Source organism: Hoylesella oralis ATCC 33269 (assembly GCF_000185145.2).
Taxonomy (GTDB): domain Bacteria; phylum Bacteroidota; class Bacteroidia; order Bacteroidales; family Bacteroidaceae; genus Prevotella; species Prevotella phocaeensis.
The window spans coordinates 602,516-619,998 of the sequence record NZ_GL833119.1; the positions used below are offsets into that span (position 1 = coordinate 602,516).

The 17,483-nt window shown below is 46.8% G+C and carries 18 protein-coding genes; 10 read left to right on the plus strand and 8 right to left on the minus strand.

Going from position 1 to position 17,483, the window contains the following annotated elements; translation table 11 throughout:
- Positions 1–15: 15 nt before the first annotated feature.
- Entirely contained in the window at positions 16–1,206 is a 1,191-nt protein-coding gene (locus HMPREF0663_RS05150; protein ID WP_004369215.1) for an esterase, read from the minus strand.
- A gap of 23 nt (positions 1,207–1,229) precedes the next feature.
- Positions 1,230–2,210: a tRNA dihydrouridine synthase DusB gene (gene dusB / locus HMPREF0663_RS05155; protein WP_016665447.1), complete on the minus strand. Its 981-nt coding sequence runs from the start codon at positions 2,208–2,210 to the stop codon at positions 1,230–1,232.
- 109 nt (positions 2,211–2,319) lie between these two features.
- Here dusB and HMPREF0663_RS05160 point away from each other — a divergent pair, with 109 nt between their 5' ends.
- Positions 2,320–2,898 (plus strand): hypothetical protein, encoded by a 579-nt coding sequence (locus HMPREF0663_RS05160; RefSeq protein WP_004369217.1) that lies wholly within the window; start codon positions 2,320–2,322, stop codon positions 2,896–2,898.
- 4 nt (positions 2,899–2,902) lie between these two features.
- Here HMPREF0663_RS05160 and dprA read toward each other — a convergent pair whose 3' ends face one another.
- From dprA to HMPREF0663_RS05175, 3 genes are read right to left on the minus strand one after another with little or no spacing between them, the layout of a single operon-like run.
- Positions 2,903–4,030 (minus strand): DNA-processing protein DprA, encoded by a 1,128-nt coding sequence (gene dprA, locus HMPREF0663_RS05165; protein ID WP_004369218.1) that lies wholly within the window; start codon positions 4,028–4,030, stop codon positions 2,903–2,905.
- Complete coding sequence (locus HMPREF0663_RS05170; protein WP_016665450.1) at positions 4,031–4,435, minus strand: acyl-CoA thioesterase; 405 nt, start codon at positions 4,433–4,435, stop codon at positions 4,031–4,033.
- Positions 4,432–5,727, minus strand: coding sequence for a DUF2851 family protein (locus tag HMPREF0663_RS05175; protein WP_016665451.1), 1,296 nt, complete (start codon positions 5,725–5,727; stop codon positions 4,432–4,434). The genes HMPREF0663_RS05170 and HMPREF0663_RS05175 overlap by 4 nt, the downstream gene beginning before the upstream one ends.
- A gap of 107 nt (positions 5,728–5,834) precedes the next feature.
- Between HMPREF0663_RS05175 and dapB the strand changes: the two genes are divergently transcribed.
- The 4 genes from dapB (at position 5,835) to HMPREF0663_RS05195 (ending at position 9,230) form a co-directional block, all read left to right on the plus strand.
- Positions 5,835–6,590: a 4-hydroxy-tetrahydrodipicolinate reductase gene (gene dapB / locus HMPREF0663_RS05180; protein WP_004369221.1), complete on the plus strand. Its 756-nt coding sequence runs from the start codon at positions 5,835–5,837 to the stop codon at positions 6,588–6,590.
- Between the two features lie 8 nt (positions 6,591–6,598).
- Entirely contained in the window at positions 6,599–8,047 is a 1,449-nt protein-coding gene (lepB, locus tag HMPREF0663_RS05185; RefSeq protein ID WP_004369222.1) for a signal peptidase I, read from the plus strand.
- A gap of 152 nt (positions 8,048–8,199) precedes the next feature.
- Complete coding sequence (lepB, locus tag HMPREF0663_RS05190) at positions 8,200–8,595, plus strand: signal peptidase I (protein WP_261794062.1); 396 nt, start codon at positions 8,200–8,202, stop codon at positions 8,593–8,595.
- Complete coding sequence (locus HMPREF0663_RS05195) at positions 8,592–9,230, plus strand: WbqC family protein (protein WP_004369224.1); 639 nt, start codon at positions 8,592–8,594, stop codon at positions 9,228–9,230. The genes lepB (HMPREF0663_RS05190) and HMPREF0663_RS05195 overlap by 4 nt, the downstream gene beginning before the upstream one ends.
- 101 nt (positions 9,231–9,331) lie before the next feature.
- Here the strand turns inward: HMPREF0663_RS05195 and HMPREF0663_RS05200 are convergent, their stop codons facing one another.
- The gene (locus HMPREF0663_RS05200) at positions 9,332–9,889 is read right to left on the minus strand and encodes a flavodoxin (protein WP_004369225.1); all 558 of its coding nucleotides are present in this window, start codon (positions 9,887–9,889) and stop codon (positions 9,332–9,334) included.
- A 13-nt stretch (positions 9,890–9,902) separates the two neighbouring features.
- Positions 9,903–10,463, minus strand: coding sequence for an NAD(P)H-dependent oxidoreductase (locus HMPREF0663_RS05205; protein WP_004369226.1), 561 nt, complete (start codon positions 10,461–10,463; stop codon positions 9,903–9,905).
- A 430-nt stretch (positions 10,464–10,893) separates the two neighbouring features.
- Here HMPREF0663_RS05205 and nrfH point away from each other — a divergent pair, with 430 nt between their 5' ends.
- The 5 genes from nrfH to HMPREF0663_RS05230 all read left to right on the plus strand — a co-directional run bounded on the left by nrfH (position 10,894) and on the right by HMPREF0663_RS05230 (position 15,875).
- The gene (nrfH, locus tag HMPREF0663_RS05210) at positions 10,894–11,508 is read left to right on the plus strand and encodes a cytochrome c nitrite reductase small subunit (RefSeq protein ID WP_004369228.1); all 615 of its coding nucleotides are present in this window, start codon (positions 10,894–10,896) and stop codon (positions 11,506–11,508) included.
- A gap of 44 nt (positions 11,509–11,552) precedes the next feature.
- Positions 11,553–13,049 (plus strand): ammonia-forming cytochrome c nitrite reductase, encoded by a 1,497-nt coding sequence (nrfA, locus tag HMPREF0663_RS05215; RefSeq protein ID WP_004369229.1) that lies wholly within the window; start codon positions 11,553–11,555, stop codon positions 13,047–13,049.
- An 88-nt stretch (positions 13,050–13,137) separates the two neighbouring features.
- Complete coding sequence (locus HMPREF0663_RS05220; protein WP_004369230.1) at positions 13,138–14,433, plus strand: cytochrome c biogenesis ResB family protein; 1,296 nt, start codon at positions 13,138–13,140, stop codon at positions 14,431–14,433.
- Positions 14,430–15,224: a cytochrome c biogenesis protein CcsA gene (ccsA, locus tag HMPREF0663_RS05225; RefSeq protein WP_004369231.1), complete on the plus strand. Its 795-nt coding sequence runs from the start codon at positions 14,430–14,432 to the stop codon at positions 15,222–15,224. The genes HMPREF0663_RS05220 and ccsA overlap by 4 nt, the downstream gene beginning before the upstream one ends.
- A gap of 99 nt (positions 15,225–15,323) precedes the next feature.
- The gene (locus HMPREF0663_RS05230) at positions 15,324–15,875 is read left to right on the plus strand and encodes a DUF3332 domain-containing protein (RefSeq protein WP_004369232.1); all 552 of its coding nucleotides are present in this window, start codon (positions 15,324–15,326) and stop codon (positions 15,873–15,875) included.
- Between the two features lie 79 nt (positions 15,876–15,954).
- On the opposite strand, the gene HMPREF0663_RS05235 is transcribed toward HMPREF0663_RS05230, so the two are convergent.
- Positions 15,955–17,208, minus strand: a complete 1,254-nt coding sequence (locus HMPREF0663_RS05235) for a M16 family metallopeptidase (RefSeq protein WP_016665455.1) — start codon at positions 17,206–17,208, stop codon at positions 15,955–15,957.
- Positions 17,209–17,483: the final 275 nt, after the last annotated feature.

The following is a 17,483-nucleotide window of genomic DNA, read 5'->3' on the forward strand; positions in this document are numbered from 1 at the left end:
AAATGTGCCATGAATTTATTTGAAAAGCCGTTGGGCGAACATGGTCAGATAGATGCGCCAATTACGCCAGAGGTGCCCGCCGTCGTTCTCGAAATACTCGTATTTGTAGCCTTTCTCGTCGAGGTATCGGCGCAGTTCCGTATTGTTTTTATAGAGAAAGTCCTCGTTTCCGATGGCTATCCAGTAGAGCTTGGGCGAGCTTGCGAACAGTTTATCCATCTCGCCTGCAAACCTTGTGCTTGCTATAGCATCTTTATAGAACGAATCTCTCGAATATTCTTTGCCTACGCGTACGGCGGCTGAGAACAGTCCATAGTAGTCGAACATGGTCGGATACATACGTGAAATGCCGAAAGTGTGGCCTCCTCCCATCGACAGACCGCACACGGCACGCCCTTCGCGCTTGCGGATAGTTTTGTAATGTGCGTCTATAAAGTTCACTATATCCATAAAACTTTCTTCCAAAGTGGCTTTCGGAGCAGTTTTAACGGCCGTTCCGGAAGGCGTATACATGCCTGCCGACCATGCTCCGGGGGCAGCTTCGCAGTTCGAATTGCCGTTTGGCATAACGACGATCATAGGCTTTGCCTTGCCTGCAGCTATGAGATTATCCATAATCTGTGCGGCTCTGCCGAGCTCGCTCCATGCGTTTTCGTCGCCTCCCATGCCGTGCAACAGGTACAAAACGGGGTAATTTTTACCCTTGCCATAGTCTGCCGGCGTGTAAATAGTCATACGTCGTTGCATCTTCAGCGTAGGACTATCGTACCAAACCTTGGCAACATTGCCGTGCGGAACGGCATTCGGTCTGTACAAGTCGCCCTTGTCGTCTTTCGAATGAGATACGATGAAGATGTTCGTATAGGTAGAAACATCGCGATTGAGATAGGCGTTGGCCGGATCGAGTCGGCGTATTCCGTCTGTTATGAAGGCGTACGAATAGAGTTCGGGTGCCAGTCTGTGGGGTGTGGTAACGCTCCATACGCCTTTTTCATTCTTGGTCATGGCGAGGTTCTCTTGATGTATTTCGGCGAAATCGCCGCGTACTTCCACGGTTTTTGCATCGGGATCGAAGTAATTGAAGGTCACCGTACCGTCGCTGTTGATGATGGGCGACTGCACGTTGGGGTACTCCCAAAGCGCCTGTTGTGCGAAAGCAACCGAAGAAAAGGCTGCTCCTGCAAGGAACATAAATAGCTTTTTCATGAGATATTGTTTTGGTGTGGGGGTTACGAAAGGCGTGCCCGACAGTCTTCGAGGATAGCCATGAGCTCGTCGAACGTTGAGGCCCGTAGCATGGCAATGCGTGTCTGTCGGAAGTCGGGAATACCTTTGAAGACGGGACTTGCCGCAAGATGGCGGCGCGTGTGCAGTATGCCGCGGTATTCGTCTATGCGTTCGACGTTGATGCGTAGCTGTTCTTCGAGGATATCAATCTTATCATTAAGGGTGAGAGCTGCAGGTGTATCGCTATTCTCCAAGAAATCTATGATCTCTCGGAATATCCAAGGTCGCCCGAAGGTAGCACGTCCGATCATGACAGCGTCCGTTCCGTAGCGGTCGAAAGCCTCTTTTGCTTCGGATGGAGAAGCAATGTCGCCATTCCCGATGATGGGTATATGGATGCGAGGATTACGCTTTACTTCGCCTATAAGCGTCCAGTCGGCCTTTCCGGTGTACATTTGCGAGCGCGTTCTGCCATGTATAGTGAGCGCATGTATGCCGCAATCTTGCAGTTGTTCGGCAAGGTCGGCGATGATGAGGTTATTTGCATCCCAGCCGAGTCGAGTTTTAACGGTGACAGGGGTATGAACTGCTTTCACTACTTCGCGTGTAATCTCCAAAAGCAGCGGTATGTTACGAAGCATACCTGCACCGGCTCCCTTGCTTGCAACCTTCTTTACGGGGCATCCGAAGTTCAGGTCGATCACGTCGGGATGCGCTTCTTCGACGATCTTTGCCGCTTCTACCATCGATACAACATCGCGTCCGTAGATTTGTATGCCTACAGGACGCTCTTCATCGCTGATGGTCAGCTTGCTCATGGTAGCTTTAATGGAGCGCACAAGTGCCTCTGCACTGATGAATTCCGTATAAACCATGGCAGCTCCGAAGCGCTTGCATAGCAGACGGAAGCCTATATCGGTGACGTCTTCCATAGGGGCAAGGAAGAGCGGATGGTTACCGAATTCTATATTTCCTATCTTCATATTGTTGGCAAAATTACAAAAGATTTTCAATAAAGATACGGTTTTTCCATGAAAACGCATGCAAGAATGAGGCTTCGACGGCGTTTATAGAGAAAACGTATCGTTGGAAATGAAGAAAATTTTGTTATGGATAATGCTGTCGGCGGTATTGCCCGTGAAAGCACAACGCAAGAGTTATGTGCAGTTGAAAGCGGCTTATGAAGGAGGATTTATAAACTATACCTGTGAATCGGCAGGTGTGGAAGTTGTTTATGGATATCGTACAGACGGTATGGTTTCGGCAGGTGTGGGTACCGGACTGTTTTGGTCGAGCCAGAGTTATGACAAGATAGGGATGGATTATAGCTCGTCAGTAGATATCGTTCCGCCGCCATACAGCAATTTTTCACCCTCATTTGTACAGAATTTGTATATCCCTGTTTTCGGTTTTTTGAAATGCCGGCTCACTCATACTCGTGTAGTACCGTATATAGGAGGAGATGTGGGTTATGCTTTTCTGATACCCTGTGAGGGCTATAGCAAGCAAACGAAGCTGGGATTCTATGGAAAACCCTTTGCCGGATTGGATATCCGTTGTGGAAAGGGTACGCTTTCTCCGGAGATAGGTTTTAAGTTTCAGCATCGTACAGATGCGGGAAACAGCATGAATTATAACCAATTGGTGATAGCAATAGGGTATACTTTCTGAACCGTCATGCCAGAAGATGATACACGCCGCCCGCCAATGTCTTGACTACTCCTTTCATTTCCATAGAAAACAGTAAAGCCGTAAGACGGGCGATCGGTAGGTTCGATTGTACGCTAAGCATGTTTATTTGCAAATCGTTGGTCTTTGCAAGGACTTTCACTATCTGCAATTCCTCGTCTGTAAGATTGGGGAAAAGCTCTCGTTCGATGCCGCTTTTTCGGGTTTGCTGTAGTTTTGCATCGCCTTCCCAGCCCATTGCTTTCACAAAGTCGTAAGCATTGGAAATCAAACCTGCACCGTTATCGCGGATCAGATTGTTGCATCCTTCGCTATAGGGTGCCCCCACAGGGCCGGGAAATGCGAATACATCGCGGTTATAGTCGCGGGCTATGCGCGTTGTAATAAGCCCTCCGCCCTGCGAGGCGCTCTCTACGAGGATGACAGCATCTGCTATTCCCGCCACAATCCGGTTGCGCCGAACGAAGTTTACCTTATCTGCATTGGTATTGGTAAGAAACTCTGAGAGCAGTCCGCCGTGGAGGAGCATCTCCTCGGCAGTCTGTCTGTGGCGCGGAGGATACAGGTCATCCAGTCCATGAGCTAACACTCCCACGGTTTGGAAGGCGTTCTGCAAGGCATAGCGGTGCGCATTGATATCGACGCCATAGGCAAGTCCGCTTACTATAAGTACATTGGGACAGTGTTGTTTCAACTCAGCGGTGAACCTGCGGATAAGGTCTTGTCCGTACATAGTGCACCGCCGTGTACCCACGATGGCGATTATCTTGGCTTGGTTGAGGTTTGCATTACCTTTATAGAATAGCATTAACGGTGCATCGTCGCATTCCTTGAGGCGTTGTGGATACCGTTCGTCATTCATACAAAGCGGAACGACGCCGTTTTTCATATCCCATTCCAGCTCTGTTTCTGCCCTTTTCAGCGGTTCCGAAAGTTCTTTAAAAGCCTTAACCAACTTGGGTGAGGCGTCAGGAACCACATCCAGAATGTTATTGCGGTGCTCTATGGCAGCAGTAGCCGAGCCGAGTCGGCGGTATAGCTCAAGCAGGCCCGCAAGATAGAAGTAATTGATACGGGTGAGCGCAATAGTGTTGATGATCTCTTGGGTATCCATCTACTCGGTCAAGTATTTAGAGAAAGCGTTGTCATAGTCTTCGCTATTGCCGAGTATTCCGTTGATGAGACAGACCAATTCTACCGTACTTCTGAAACAAAGTTTCTCATCTGAAGCCCTGAAAATATCTTGGTTGAACACGTAGCGCAGCCCTTCTTTGTGCAAACCTAATCGGGATATGAACAGATCATCGCACTTCAACGGTGTCTTGTACTGCAGGTTCATACGCGCGACTACGGCATCTATGCCCTGTTCGTGCATCTTGGAGAAGCTCAAACCGGTAGACAATAAGAACAAATGTCGCGTATGTTCGATGTAATGAAGGTAGTTGGCATTGTTCACAATGCCTTGGATGTCGCACTCATAGTCGCGCACTTCCATTGTTGTTTCAAATATATATTTCATTTTCTTCTAAGATATTCGTATCCTATACGGCAGCGCAGGCAGTCTTTTTTATCGCAATATTCTTTTTTAAGCTGTATGAGCGCTTGCGTATCTCCGGCATTTTGCACAGTCAGACCGCACTCTTTCCACATTCGTACGATATGGTTGTTTTCGGCTTTCAGCGATTCGAGAAAGGTAAACGCACGGTCGCAGAGTCTTTCGTCAGACTTGTATCGTCCGTAGGCAAAAAGCATCGGGGCGACAGTGTTGATCATTAATAAATGTAAAGAGGCCGAAGAGAGTTGTTTCTCGTTCTTTTCGCTGACGGAACCGAAAGTGTAATGCGTCTCCCAATAGGGGGTTACGGAGGTGTGGAGCATGCGCTCGGCCTGCTTAACCGTATCGCATTCGATCAACGTACTAAGGTCTGAACGACGGGAAAAGTACAGGTTGGCGAGCTGAGAGATGCGGATATGCGGAAAATTCTGCGGTCTCAACCGCAGAAACCGCCACAGTTTAGCATTCATGGGAGTAAGCCCGAACTTATGTGCCAAGTAAAGATATTCGTTGCGGAGTTTTAAAAAATAGCCGTCGTTCAGTGCTTCTTCTCGGTGTCTCTGCGGGATTGTTTCGGGTTCTAACAGCCCTGCCTGCCCCATGAAAACGGCCTCTATCTGGAAAAGATTGTCGCGATGATGGTCTACAGCGTGCAAAGGAATGCTTCTTGCCCATGCTTCGAATGCGTCTCCATTGAGGCCGAAACCGTAATTACGGGCTAATGTAACGAAATAAGACGCTTCCCATGAGCCTTCGCAAAGTAAAGTCCGTGCCTTAATAGCCTCTGTTTTTTGTTCTAAACGTTCGGTTTGTAAGACGCTCATCCATGAGTGGATTGCCAGTTGTGAAAGGCTGGGAATGACCTTATAGCACGGGGGATAGCTGTCTGTTTGCAGCAGTTCGCGGTAATGTTCGTTTACTGTGGCCGGTACATCCAGTTGCACTTGCGGAATTACCAATCCGCTCTGTGTGCACACATCGGTGTCGACTATACCTGCAATATGCAGGATCACGTTGTCGTAGGCAGCGTCTTTATCATGCTTATGTACATACCAATCGCTCGATGCCTCGTGTATCTCCACGTTTCCAACCCACATTGTATCGCCGATTTTCAGCTTTGCATTGAAGAAATCAGGCCCGGAATTCATGTTGTGAAGCCCCGTATCGATGACTTCCACCGTATGTCCGTCGGTCGTTTTAAGGCCGGATAGCGGGAACATTTTGTGTTTCCAAACGTAATGGAGTAGCTGTTCCATAGAGATTTGAGGATGTTTTAATCGTGCAAAACTACTAAAAAAATCGTAATACATGGAAAGAACAACGGAAAAATACTTATCTTTGCAACGATTTAATTCGAATTGATATGAAAATTGCTTTAATAGGCTACGGCAAAATGGGCAGGATGATAGAACAGACAGCCATAAGCCGTGGCCATGAAATCGTTAGTATTATCGATGTTAATAATCAAGACGATTTCGATAAATCAGCATTCTCTTCCGCCGATGTGGCTATCGAATTTACTTCGCCGATGGCTGCTTACGGCAATTACTTGAAAGCTTTTAAGCACCATGTAAAAGTGGTTAGCGGTTCTACAGGATGGATGAAAGACCACGGAGACGATGTGAAAAGACTGTGCAACGAGGAAGGTAATACGCTTTTCTGGGCATCCAATTTCTCGATAGGGGTTGCTATATTTTCGGCAGTCAACCGTTATTTGGCAAAAATCATGAACAACTTTCCGCAATATAACGTAACGATGGAGGAAACGCATCATGTGCATAAGCTCGATGCTCCTTCTGGAACAGCCATCAGTCTGGCCGAGGAAATCATCGAAAACCTTGACCGTAAGAACGGTTGGGTAAAGGGATTGCAGGTGCATGCCGACGGTACACGTACTGGAAGCAACGAAACTACTGCCGATAAATTGCCGATTGCTTCCATACGGCGAGATGAAGTGCCGGGCATACACACGGTATCTTACGACAGTGAAGCGGATTCCATCACCATTACGCACGATGCCCACAACCGCAAGGGCTTTGCTCTCGGCGCGGTACTTGCCGCAGAATACACGGCTACACATACAGGATTACTCACCACAAGCGATCTTTTTAAATTCTAAGATACATCATGATCGACAAAGAAAAAGCAAAGCTGAACATGAAAGTGCAATGGACCAAGTTCATTGTAGTATTGGTTTTATATCTCATCTTCTTATATTGGTTGAAGAGTTGGTTAGGACTTATCGTCGTTCCTTTTATCTACGACGTGTACATAACCAAACGAATAAAGTGGCAATGGTGGAGAGATGCCGAGCGTCCGGTGCGCTTTGTCATGGGTTGGGTAGATGCTTTGGTGTTCGCATTGGTGGCGGTTTATTTCATCAATCAGTTCTTCTTTCAAAATTATGTCATCCCTTCAAGTTCGTTAGAAAAGTCTTTACTGACGGGAGATTACCTGTTTGTGAGCAAAGTAAGTTATGGCCCGCGCATTCCGCAGACACCTCTAACGATGCCACTTACCCAACATACGCTTCCTGTTTTCAATTGTAAGTCGTATATAGATTGGCCCCACTGGAATTACCGACGCGTGAAAGGATTGGGAAAAGTACAGCTTGGCGATATTGTAGTATTCAACTTCCCCGCCGGAGATACACTTTGTTGCAACGAACAGTGGCAGGCTCAGGACTATTATCAGATGGTTTACTCTTTTGGAGAGCAAATTATAGCTGCGCAAAATCCTGTGCCTATCGATCTTGGTGTATTGAATAAGGTACAGCAGAGAGAGTATTTCGATGCCGTATATGCCACAGGGCGGAAGTATATATTAGATAACTTCCAGACTTATGGCGGCATAATGACGCGTCCTACAGACCGTAGAGAAAACTATGTGAAGCGCTGTGTAGGACTGCCCGGGCAGACGCTTCAGATTAAAAACCGTATCGTCTATATAAACGGGAAACCTCTCAAGGAACCCGAAAACGTACAGTATACTTATTATATAAAGTTGAAACAGAACATCCCCGAAAACTTGCTGAAAGAGTTAGGAATCTCGGAGGAAGACCTTGCAAGTTTGAACCAAAACCACTACATGCCGCTTACGAAGCATGCTGTGGCTGTACTTTCGAAGCGTAAAGACTTGGTAGAGAGCATACGCTTGAATACGGATGCGCAGACAGGCGACCTTTATCCGCTAAACGCCGTTACCGGTTGGACGCGCGATAACTACGGGCCGATATGGATACCTGCCAAAGGCAAAACCGTTAAACTCGATATGAACAATATCGCCATCTACGAAAGACCGATCAAAGTGTACGAAGGGAATGACCTTAGTGTGAAAAACGGACAGATATACATTAATGGGAAATTGGCCACAAGCTACACCTTTAAGCTCGATTACTATTGGATGATGGGCGATAACAGGCACAATTCAGCCGACAGTCGTTATTGGGGTTTCGTACCTGAAGACCATATTGTGGGCAAACCGATATTCATTTGGTGGTCGTCAGATCCTGATCGTAACGGCTTTGGCGGTATACGTTGGCATCGACTTTTCAAGTTTGTAGACAACATAAAGTAAATGGAGGGGCGGGTTCTGCCATAGAGGTATGGCAGAAATCTGTTCTTTCCTGCCCATGGAAACTATGCAGATAATTAAAACAATCGTTAAGACTATAGACAAAAATCGGAAGCAGGGATGATGATAGACAGTTTTGGCGCGTCTTGCGGAATGTGTTTCACTGTGCATTGTCGATAGCACTTTGCATATCCATCATGCTATTTATCCGCGCTTACATGTTCACTGTATTTACTGTTAACGGTACGGATATCCGGCCCGAATTGCGAAACGGCGACAGAGTATTGGTGAACAGACTGTCGCGTGCCGACCTTCGACGGGGCGAATACGTAGTTTTCGGCGACAGTGCTTACTATGCGGGGCGTATCGTTTTGGTACCCGGAGATACGATAGTTTGCCGTGGCAGTAAATATGTCATACCCACCCGATGTTGCAAGATATGCGATTGTAAAGAGTGCAGATGCTATCTTATTACCACAGGGAACACCAAACTTCTTGTTCGCCACAGTAAGATAATAGGGCGAGCCTATCGTATTTTTCCTTTCAGATGACGGCAACAGCACTCCTTTCTTCTACTTATTTCGGTCCTGTTCAGTGGTATCAGAAGCTGAACCGATACGAAGCATGCCTGATAGAACGCTGCGACAGTTTTATCAAGCAAACTTACCGTAACCGTTGCATTATAGCTGCAACCGGCGGACGGCAGGCACTTACCGTCCCTATAGTGCACGATGAAGGCGATATGCTTATGCGCGATGTACGCATCAGCGACCACGGAAACTGGCGCCATCTGCATTGGAATGCACTGCTGTCTGCCTATGGAGAGAGCCCTTTTTTCGATTTCTATGCCGACGATTTGCGTCCTTTTTATGAAAAACGTTGGGCGTTTCTTTTCGATTTCAATATGGAAATCATGCAGAAAATGTGCGAGTTATTAGATATAGAGCCCCGTGTAAGCACGACCGACGAGTATGTTTTTTTACCCGAAGTCAATGGTTCGGAAGCAACAGATACAGGCATCATGGATTTCAGAGATGCCATTCGTCCGAAACATCCGTTGCCCGATGCTGAATTCGAACCGCAGGAATACTATCAAGTTTATGCCCTGAAGCACGGTTTTCAGCCAAATCTAAGCATTCTCGATCTGCTGTTCAACGAAGGTCCCGAGGCCGTGTTATATCTGTAGGGAGGGGCAGTGGCACATAAAAATGCCGGATTATCTGCAAACAGACGGTCCGGCACTTTGTTTTATCAGGTGCAAAAATCTTTATCGTTTTGCATTCTTGTCTATTCTGTAACAAATGCTTTAAGTTCCTTTTGGGTAGGACTGTTCAGCAAACGTCCTGCTTTCCACTTAATTGTGGGGTAAGCCTTTTTCAAGTCATCACACGCTTTCTTGATGGAGCTTCCACCCGATGTGGCAAACGGAACCACAGTCTTGCCCTGCAGATTGCAACTTTCGATGAACGTATTGATAATGGTCGGTGCCGTGTACCACCATATCGGGAAGCCGATATACACCACATCGTAATCCTTAATGTTGCTGACCGTCTTGGCTATTGGTGGCCTGTAACTGAGGTCTTTCATCTCTACAGTACTGCGAGAAGCATTGTTTGTCCAGTCGAGATCGGCATTCGTGTACGGTTTTTGGGGTGTTATCTCGAACAAATCGGCGCCTGTAGCGGCTGCGAGTTGCTCTGCTACCTGCTTCGTAGTGCCTGTGGCAGAGAAATAAGCTACGAGAGTTTTCATTTTCTTTCCTTCCTTTTTTTGTGATGTGCCTTGCGCACAAGCCGTCACCATGATGAGCATAGCGGTGGCGATGGCTAAAAATGTTCGTTTCATAAATAGCTTCTTTTTATGATTTAATAGCCTCGAAAAGCCGCTGTGCATGCTCTTTGCTGCGGGCTTCCATATCGGCTATGGCACCCGTTTCGTTGCGCGAAGCGTACGAAACGCCGCCCGTATATACGAAATCGGCAAGCTGCATACCGCACAGATTGGCGGTGGGGCGCAGCTGCGAGCCGATAATATCTTCGATAGTGTAGCCTACAAACCCTTCTTTAGTGTACATTTCGGCGGGAGCTCCGGTAGTGAAAGAGGCGATGAGCCGCTTGCCTTTCAGTGCCGTACCTGTGGAGCCGTAAGCAAATCCGTGCACGACAACGTCTTCGATCCATTTGCGCAGCAGCGATGGCATGCTGTACCAAAACACCGGGAATTGCCATACAATGATGTCGGCCTTAACGAGTTTCTCCTGTTCAGCCTTTACATTGAACCGATAATCGGGGTAAAGATCGCTCAAAATATCATACTCTGCTTCGGGTAGAAGTCTTTTCAGTTCGTTAATAATGGTCTTGTTGGCCACCGAATCGTTCTTTAAATCGGTGTGACCTGATACGATTAATACATTCTTCATTTGCTCTTATCTTTTTTAGTGTTATTATCTGATGTTGCAAAGATAGAGAGATTGCAGCAGAACAACTGTATATAATTTACGGAAAAAATATCCTTTTTTACTTTTTCCGTGCGCCGTTGGTTGTAACGTACCATGCCGTTGCGGGGAACAGACAGTGCCTCTATCGCCGATACACGGCATGTCTGTCGTTGATAAACGTAGTGCCTGTGCCCGATGTCCGGTATTCCTGTTTCCGATGTTTTTGCTGCCAGTCATTGTAGTATGCAGGTTCTTTCGTTTTTCCGGCGATAAGGTGTTATCTTTGCGATAAATATATATTAACATAGTTTATCCTCATTAATAATGATGTTTTTCTTATTTGTTTACAATACATATTAAAATAAATCTTTACATTTGTAACGTCTGACATTATTTCTAACTAAACAAGTCTATGAATTTACGTAAACTTATAGCATGGAAAGACCTGTTTTCCTATCGCCAAAAGGTGGCGTTGTTAGTGATAGGAGGCACCGTTGTGGGGCTTGGGTTGCTTTTCGCGTACATGTTGCGCATGCATACGTATATCATAGGCGATGATCCTGCGGCATGCGTAAACTGTCATATCATGAGCCCTTACTATGCTACGTGGTCGCATTCCTCGCATGGTCGCGATGCTACATGCAACGACTGTCACGTTCCGCACCAAAACCTATTCATGAAATACCTATTTAAAGGCAAAGACGGAATGAAGCATGTGGCCTATTTCGTTACCCATAGTGAGCATCAAGCCATCAATGCTGAGGACGCATCTGCGCAGGTTATCATGGATAACTGTATACGCTGTCATACACAACTCAATCAGGAATTTGTGAAAACCGGCCGTATCAATTACATGATGGCTAAGCGAGGAGAGGGCAAGGCATGCTGGGATTGCCACCGAGAAGTACCCCATGGCGGTGTTAACTCGCTGTCGAGCACGCCTTATGCCGAAACTCAAGTGCCGCTGCCTTCATCGCCTGTTCCCGAATGGTTGCAAAGAATGGTGCCTTCAAGCAAAATAAGATAAAGTATTTATACAATAAACATAAACCTAAAAATACCTGATATATTATGGTAAAACAATTGAAACGTTGGCAAGGATGGCTGTTGTTCGGAGGATCGATGGTTGTTGTATTCCTTTTAGGTCTGCTTGTTTCGTCTCTTATGGAGCGAAGAGCCGAGGTTGTAAGTATCTTCAATAACCGTAAGAATATGTTTAAAGACTCGATAGTTGCACAGAACGAGAAATTCGCAGATGATTTTCCGCGGGAGTATGAGACGTGGTCGATGACGGAAGACACGACTTTTGAAAGCAAATACAACGGCTCTCAGGAGAAGGATGTGTTAGAAGAACACCCCGAAATTGTAGTGATTTGGGACGGTTATGCATTCTCGCGTGAGTACAATACGCCGCGTGGACATCGCCATTGTATAGAGGATTTGAGAAAAATACTGCGTACCGGAAGCCCGGGAGTAGACGGTCAAGCAGACATACAGCCCGGCACTTGCTGGACTTGTAAGGGCCCCGACGTGCCGCGTCTGATGCGTGAAAAGGGCATAAACCGGTTCTATGCGGCTAAATGGAGCGAGTGGGGAGACCAAGTAATGAATACTGTAGGCTGTTCAGACTGCCATGATGCCCGCACTATGGACCTGCGTCCGGCACGCCCGGCGCTATATGAAGCGTGGGCACGTGTAGGGAAAGACGTCAGAAAAGCTACTCATCAAGAGATGCGGAGCTTGGTTTGTGCACAGTGTCATACGGAGTATTATTTCGAAAAAGATAACGGGCAATATCTTCATTTCCCGCAAGAAAAGGGGCTCACCTGTGAGGATGCCGAGGCTTATTATGACAGTATCGGGTTCTATGATTATGTTCATCCGCTGTCGAAAGCTAAGATTTTGAAGGCTCAACACCCCGGGTATGAGGTATTCATGCAGGGTATTCACGGTCAGCGCAATGTGTCTTGTGCAGATTGCCACATGCCTTATATAGCCGAGGGAGGCGTTAAATATACGGATCACCATATCATGAGCCCCTTGGCACATATCGATCGTACTTGTCAGACCTGCCATCGACAGGATGCAGAGACGCTTCGTAAGAACGTTTATGACCGTGAAAAGAAGGTGTATGATTTTGCTGGTAAGGTCGATAAAGAGTTGGCCTATGCCCATATAGAGGCAAAGTTTGCATGGGAACATGGTGCAACCGAGCCCGAAATGAAGAAGACATTGGAGGATATCCGCAAGAGTCAATGGCGGTGGGATTATGCACTTGCCGGACACGGAGCGGCTTTCCATGCCCCGCAGGAAGTGATGAGATTGTTGGCAGACGCCATGGAGTATGCCAAAGATGCCCGTCTGCAAGTGGCACGTATTGTAGCAAGACACGGCTATACCGGTACGATTCCTCTTCCTGATTTGTCTACTCGTGAGAAAGCAGCGGAATATGTAGGCTTGAATATGAGGCAGCTTAGGTCTCAAAAGAAGGACTTCCTCGACAGCGTGGTGCCCAAGTGGATCGAAACGGCCCGCAAGAATAAGCGTTTTGTTTCGAAGCCAATGTAGCCGAAGCGCTATGGAACGAGATTGTTAAAATGCCGTTGTAGAACGGGAGCATTGATACCCAATGCTCCCCTTTTATATGTTATGATTTATGTGGAATAAACCTTATACGTTGAAAGAAGGAACAGCTATCACTGTCGGTCTGTCGGTTACGGGCGAATTGTTGCAGTTGACAATCGGTCCGCTTGAATGGGGTATTTTCGTTTGGCCGGCCAACTTAGTCGTTCTGGCCGTGTTCATGGCTTTGCTTTTTGTAATCTGCTTGCTGCGAAAACGATATTATTTCTGTCGTTTCATTACTACTGTACAGGCAGCAGTGCCGGCCATTGTCTTAGCTGTATTGCTGACAATCGTCATGGGACTGACACGTCAAGCGGCCGAAGGAAGCCCGTCTTCCGATCCTATCGGGTTGACCAAAATGCTGAATTTCTGGCCTTTTATCCTCGTATATATATGGCTTACCGTTATTGTCGGCGAGGCTGCATTGCACCAACTTGCCACTTTTAAGTGGCGAAAACTGCCGTCCTTTGTCTGCCATATCGGCCTTTTTATCGTCCTGACCTGCGGAACTTTGGGCAGTGCAGATATGCAACGGCTGAAAATGTACTGCGAGTTAGGAAAGCCGGAGTGGCGTGGTATCGATGCTTGGAATAATGTTCATGAGCTACCAATCGCAATTCAGTTGGAAAAGTTTACCATTGAAGAGTATCCGCCCAAGCTGATGATGATCGACAGGCAGGGTATCCCGCAGCCGTCGAAGAGGCCTGAAAGTATTGTTGCCTATGAGAATATCGCCGACGGACGGCTAAACGGCTGGGATATACATATTGTTAAACGCATACAGAACGCCATTCCGGCCTCGATGGTTAAGATGATAAGCAAGATACCGAGGGGAATGATGGCGAACGTACGCATGGATTCGCTCGGCATGGCACGCAATACGGGAGGGTTTGTTGCTACGGATGCACGCGGTTCGGCCTATGCTCTTTATGTGAAAGCTGTACGGGGAACTGTGGAAAAGGAGGGATGGGTAACGTGCGGGAGCTATCTGTTTCCTTTTCAGACACTGCGGCTTGATGATAAACACACGCTTGTCATGAGCAATCCCGAACCACGGCGTTATGCTTCGATTATCGATATATACACCGAGGACGGTAAAAACGAGCAGGCCGAAGTAGAGGTAAACAAGCCATACTCGATTAACGGATGGAAGATATATCAGCTCGGTTACAACGAAGAAATGGGCAAATGGAGTACATACAGCGTATTCGAGTTGGTTTCAAACCCATGGTTGCCCGTTGTTTACATAGGTATATATTTGTTGTTGATCGGTGCTGTAGGAATATTTCTTATAGCAAGTAGCAGAAGAAAGGAGGCAGAGAAATGAGCTGGAATTACTTTGTTGTCTTTGCTATTGTGGCAGTAATGCTGTGGATAACGGGCGCCTTGGCGGCATGGAAAGGCAAACCAATGCTGGTATTCGGCGCTACAATCATGGGACTTGTTGTGTTTTTCAGCTATATAGTATTGATGTGGGTGGCTCTGGAGCGCCCTCCATTGCGCACAATGGGCGAAACACGGCTGTGGTATTCTTTCTTTTTGCCCCTTACAGGCATCGTTGTGTATTCACGTTGGCGCTATCCGTGGATATTATCTTTCTCTACTGTGTTGGCTACAGTGTTCGTTTGTGTGAACATTTTCAGGCCGGAAATACACAGTAAAACGCTAATGCCGGCATTACAAAGCCCATGGTTTGCGCCTCATGTCATTGTTTATATGTTTGCTTATGCTCTGTTCGGTGCGGCTTTTGTGATGGCTGCATACCTGCTCTTTATCAGGAGAAAAACACTTGCAAGCAAGCAGGAAATGGATATCTGTGACAACTTAGTGTACGTAGGTTGGGCATTTCTTACTATCGGCATGCTTTTCGGTGCCCTTTGGGCCAACGAGGCATGGGGGCATTATTGGGCATGGGACCCGAAAGAAACGTGGGCTGCAGCCACATGGCTGGCATATTTGGCGTACATACATTACCGACTCGATACCCCACATACCAAGGCTCGAACGGCGCTATGGATGCTGGTTGTTTTCTTCGTGCTGCTGCAAATGTGCTGGTGGGGCATCAATTATCTGCCGTCGGCACAGGGAGCCAGCGTACATACCTATAATCTTAGTTGAACAGAAATAAGGAACGTTAAATAAGTTTTCATATTATATAGGTATAGAGTTTTTATTGTATCTTTACGCCGATTAATAATTTTAAAATAGATATTGATTATGAAGATGAGACATTTAAAGGTTGCTTCATTGCTGTTGGCAGGTGCTTTGTTAACATCATCGTGCGTGGGTAGCTTCGCTTTGTTCAATAAGTTAGCTTCATGGAACAAGCGTGCAACCAACAGTAAGTTTCTGAATGAGATTATTTTCTTGGTTATTTCGCCGGCTTATGCTATATGTGGAACGGCCGATGTGCTAATACTTAATGCGGTTGAGTTTTGGAGCGGTTCCAATCCGTTGGCGAGTCGTGTGGGCAAGACGCAGCAGGTACTGGGCCCCGATGGTAAATATTATGCCGTAAAGACTTTGAAGAAAGGCTACGAAATAACAAAACCGGATGGCGAAAAACTGCTCTTCACTTACGACAAAGCCACCGATTCGTGGTTACAGGAGAAAGATGGGAAGAAGACAGAGATATTCCGTTTCAATCCCGATGGTACTATTCAGGCCAGCCTTCCCGATGGGAAAAAGATCGATGTAACATTGGATGAGGCCGGTGTATATCAGACCAGAATGGCTGTGAACGGCGGTACATATTGGGCAATGCGATAGTTTACGGTTGTTAATCGGCATATAATTCAGGCAGACATGCGCCATACGTGTCTGCCTGAATGCGTTTATAGCGGTAGTGCTATTTAAAAATAAGTGTAGTAAGTCGGTCTTCTGTCATAAGTTCCTGCGCTACCTGTTGCAGTTGTTCGGCCGTTACGTTGTCGATATGCGTATATAACGATGTTACATCTCGTTCCCATCCGTAATGCAGATAGGCTTTGCTAAAGTCTAATGCAAAGTTTTCACGATTGTCACATGCCACGCCTATCTGTCCTTTTAGTTGCTTTTTTGCTGCCGACAGCTGGTGTGCGGTCAGCGTTTTTCCTATAACTTTATCAAGTTCTTTTCGTACAATGCGCAGACATCTGTTAATATCGTGTTCGTCGCATCCGAAGTATATGCTCCATATACCTGTGTCGCTATAATTCACCATGCTGCTTTCTGCGGTGTAAACCAAGCCATGATGCTCGCGCAGAGCAAGGTTCAATCGGGCGTTCATACCCGGTCCGCCGAGGATATTATTAAGCAGATAGAGCGGTATGCGCAAGGGATGATGAATGTCGTAGGCGCGGTTACCGAGCATTACATGTGCCTGATGTGTTTGCATGTGGCGCACGATTTTGCGCGGAGCATAGGCATCTAAGCCCGATGGTGCGGCGTTCTGCCCGGCAGAATTATTGTCTGCGGCTGTAACAGATGCTGCAAATGCCGTATCATCAAGTGCCCGTGATAGCAATTTTAGCAGTCTTTCGAAGTCGATATCGCCATAGGCAAAGAACACCATATTGTCCGGACGGTAATACCTTTCGGTAAATCTGCGGGCATCGGCTGTGGTATATAACCTTACACGATTGGCCTCTCCAAGAATATTGTGCCCTAAAGGATGCCCTTTGAATATGGCATTTTCTATCTCGTCGTATATCAGTTCGGCCGGACTGTCGTTATAACTTTCAATCTCATCGCATATCACTTCCACTTCTTTATCTATCTCGTTTTGCGGATAGGTGCTGTTGAAAACGATATCGGTAAGCAGGTCTATGGCGCGTGGAATGTGTTCTTTCAGTATTGCAGCGTAGTAAACGGTGTCTTCTTTATTGGTAAAAGCATTGATATCGCCGCCAACACTCTCGAGAGAGTTCAGTATGTGCCACGCCCGTCGGTGGCTTGTACCCTTGAAAGACATGTGTTCGCAGAAGTGCGCCAAGCCCTCCTGTTCCTTCTGTTCGTGCCGTGTACCGGCATTGATCCGGTAACCGCAGTACACTACAGGCGATGCCGAGGGCAAATGAATAATGCGCAATCCGCAGGAAAGCGTATGGGTATTGTAATTCATAACGACTACAAAGATACGAAAAATAAGTGTTTTTCGGGTTGAAAAGGGCATTGTTATTTGCTTATACCGCACTTTCTGTTCGGACGAGATGCGAAGTGTGCGGCTTGTTCCTTTCCCAAGCGTTTGCAATAAGCGATATACTTATCGGATGCAAACTATATGTTTATCGGAGGTAGATGGCATGTCTGTCGTTTTTAGAACGGTAATGTTCTTGCCGCATGTGCGACGACTGCTATCGACGTTTGGGTAAACGGGGCGGTTCGTCTGTAATATTT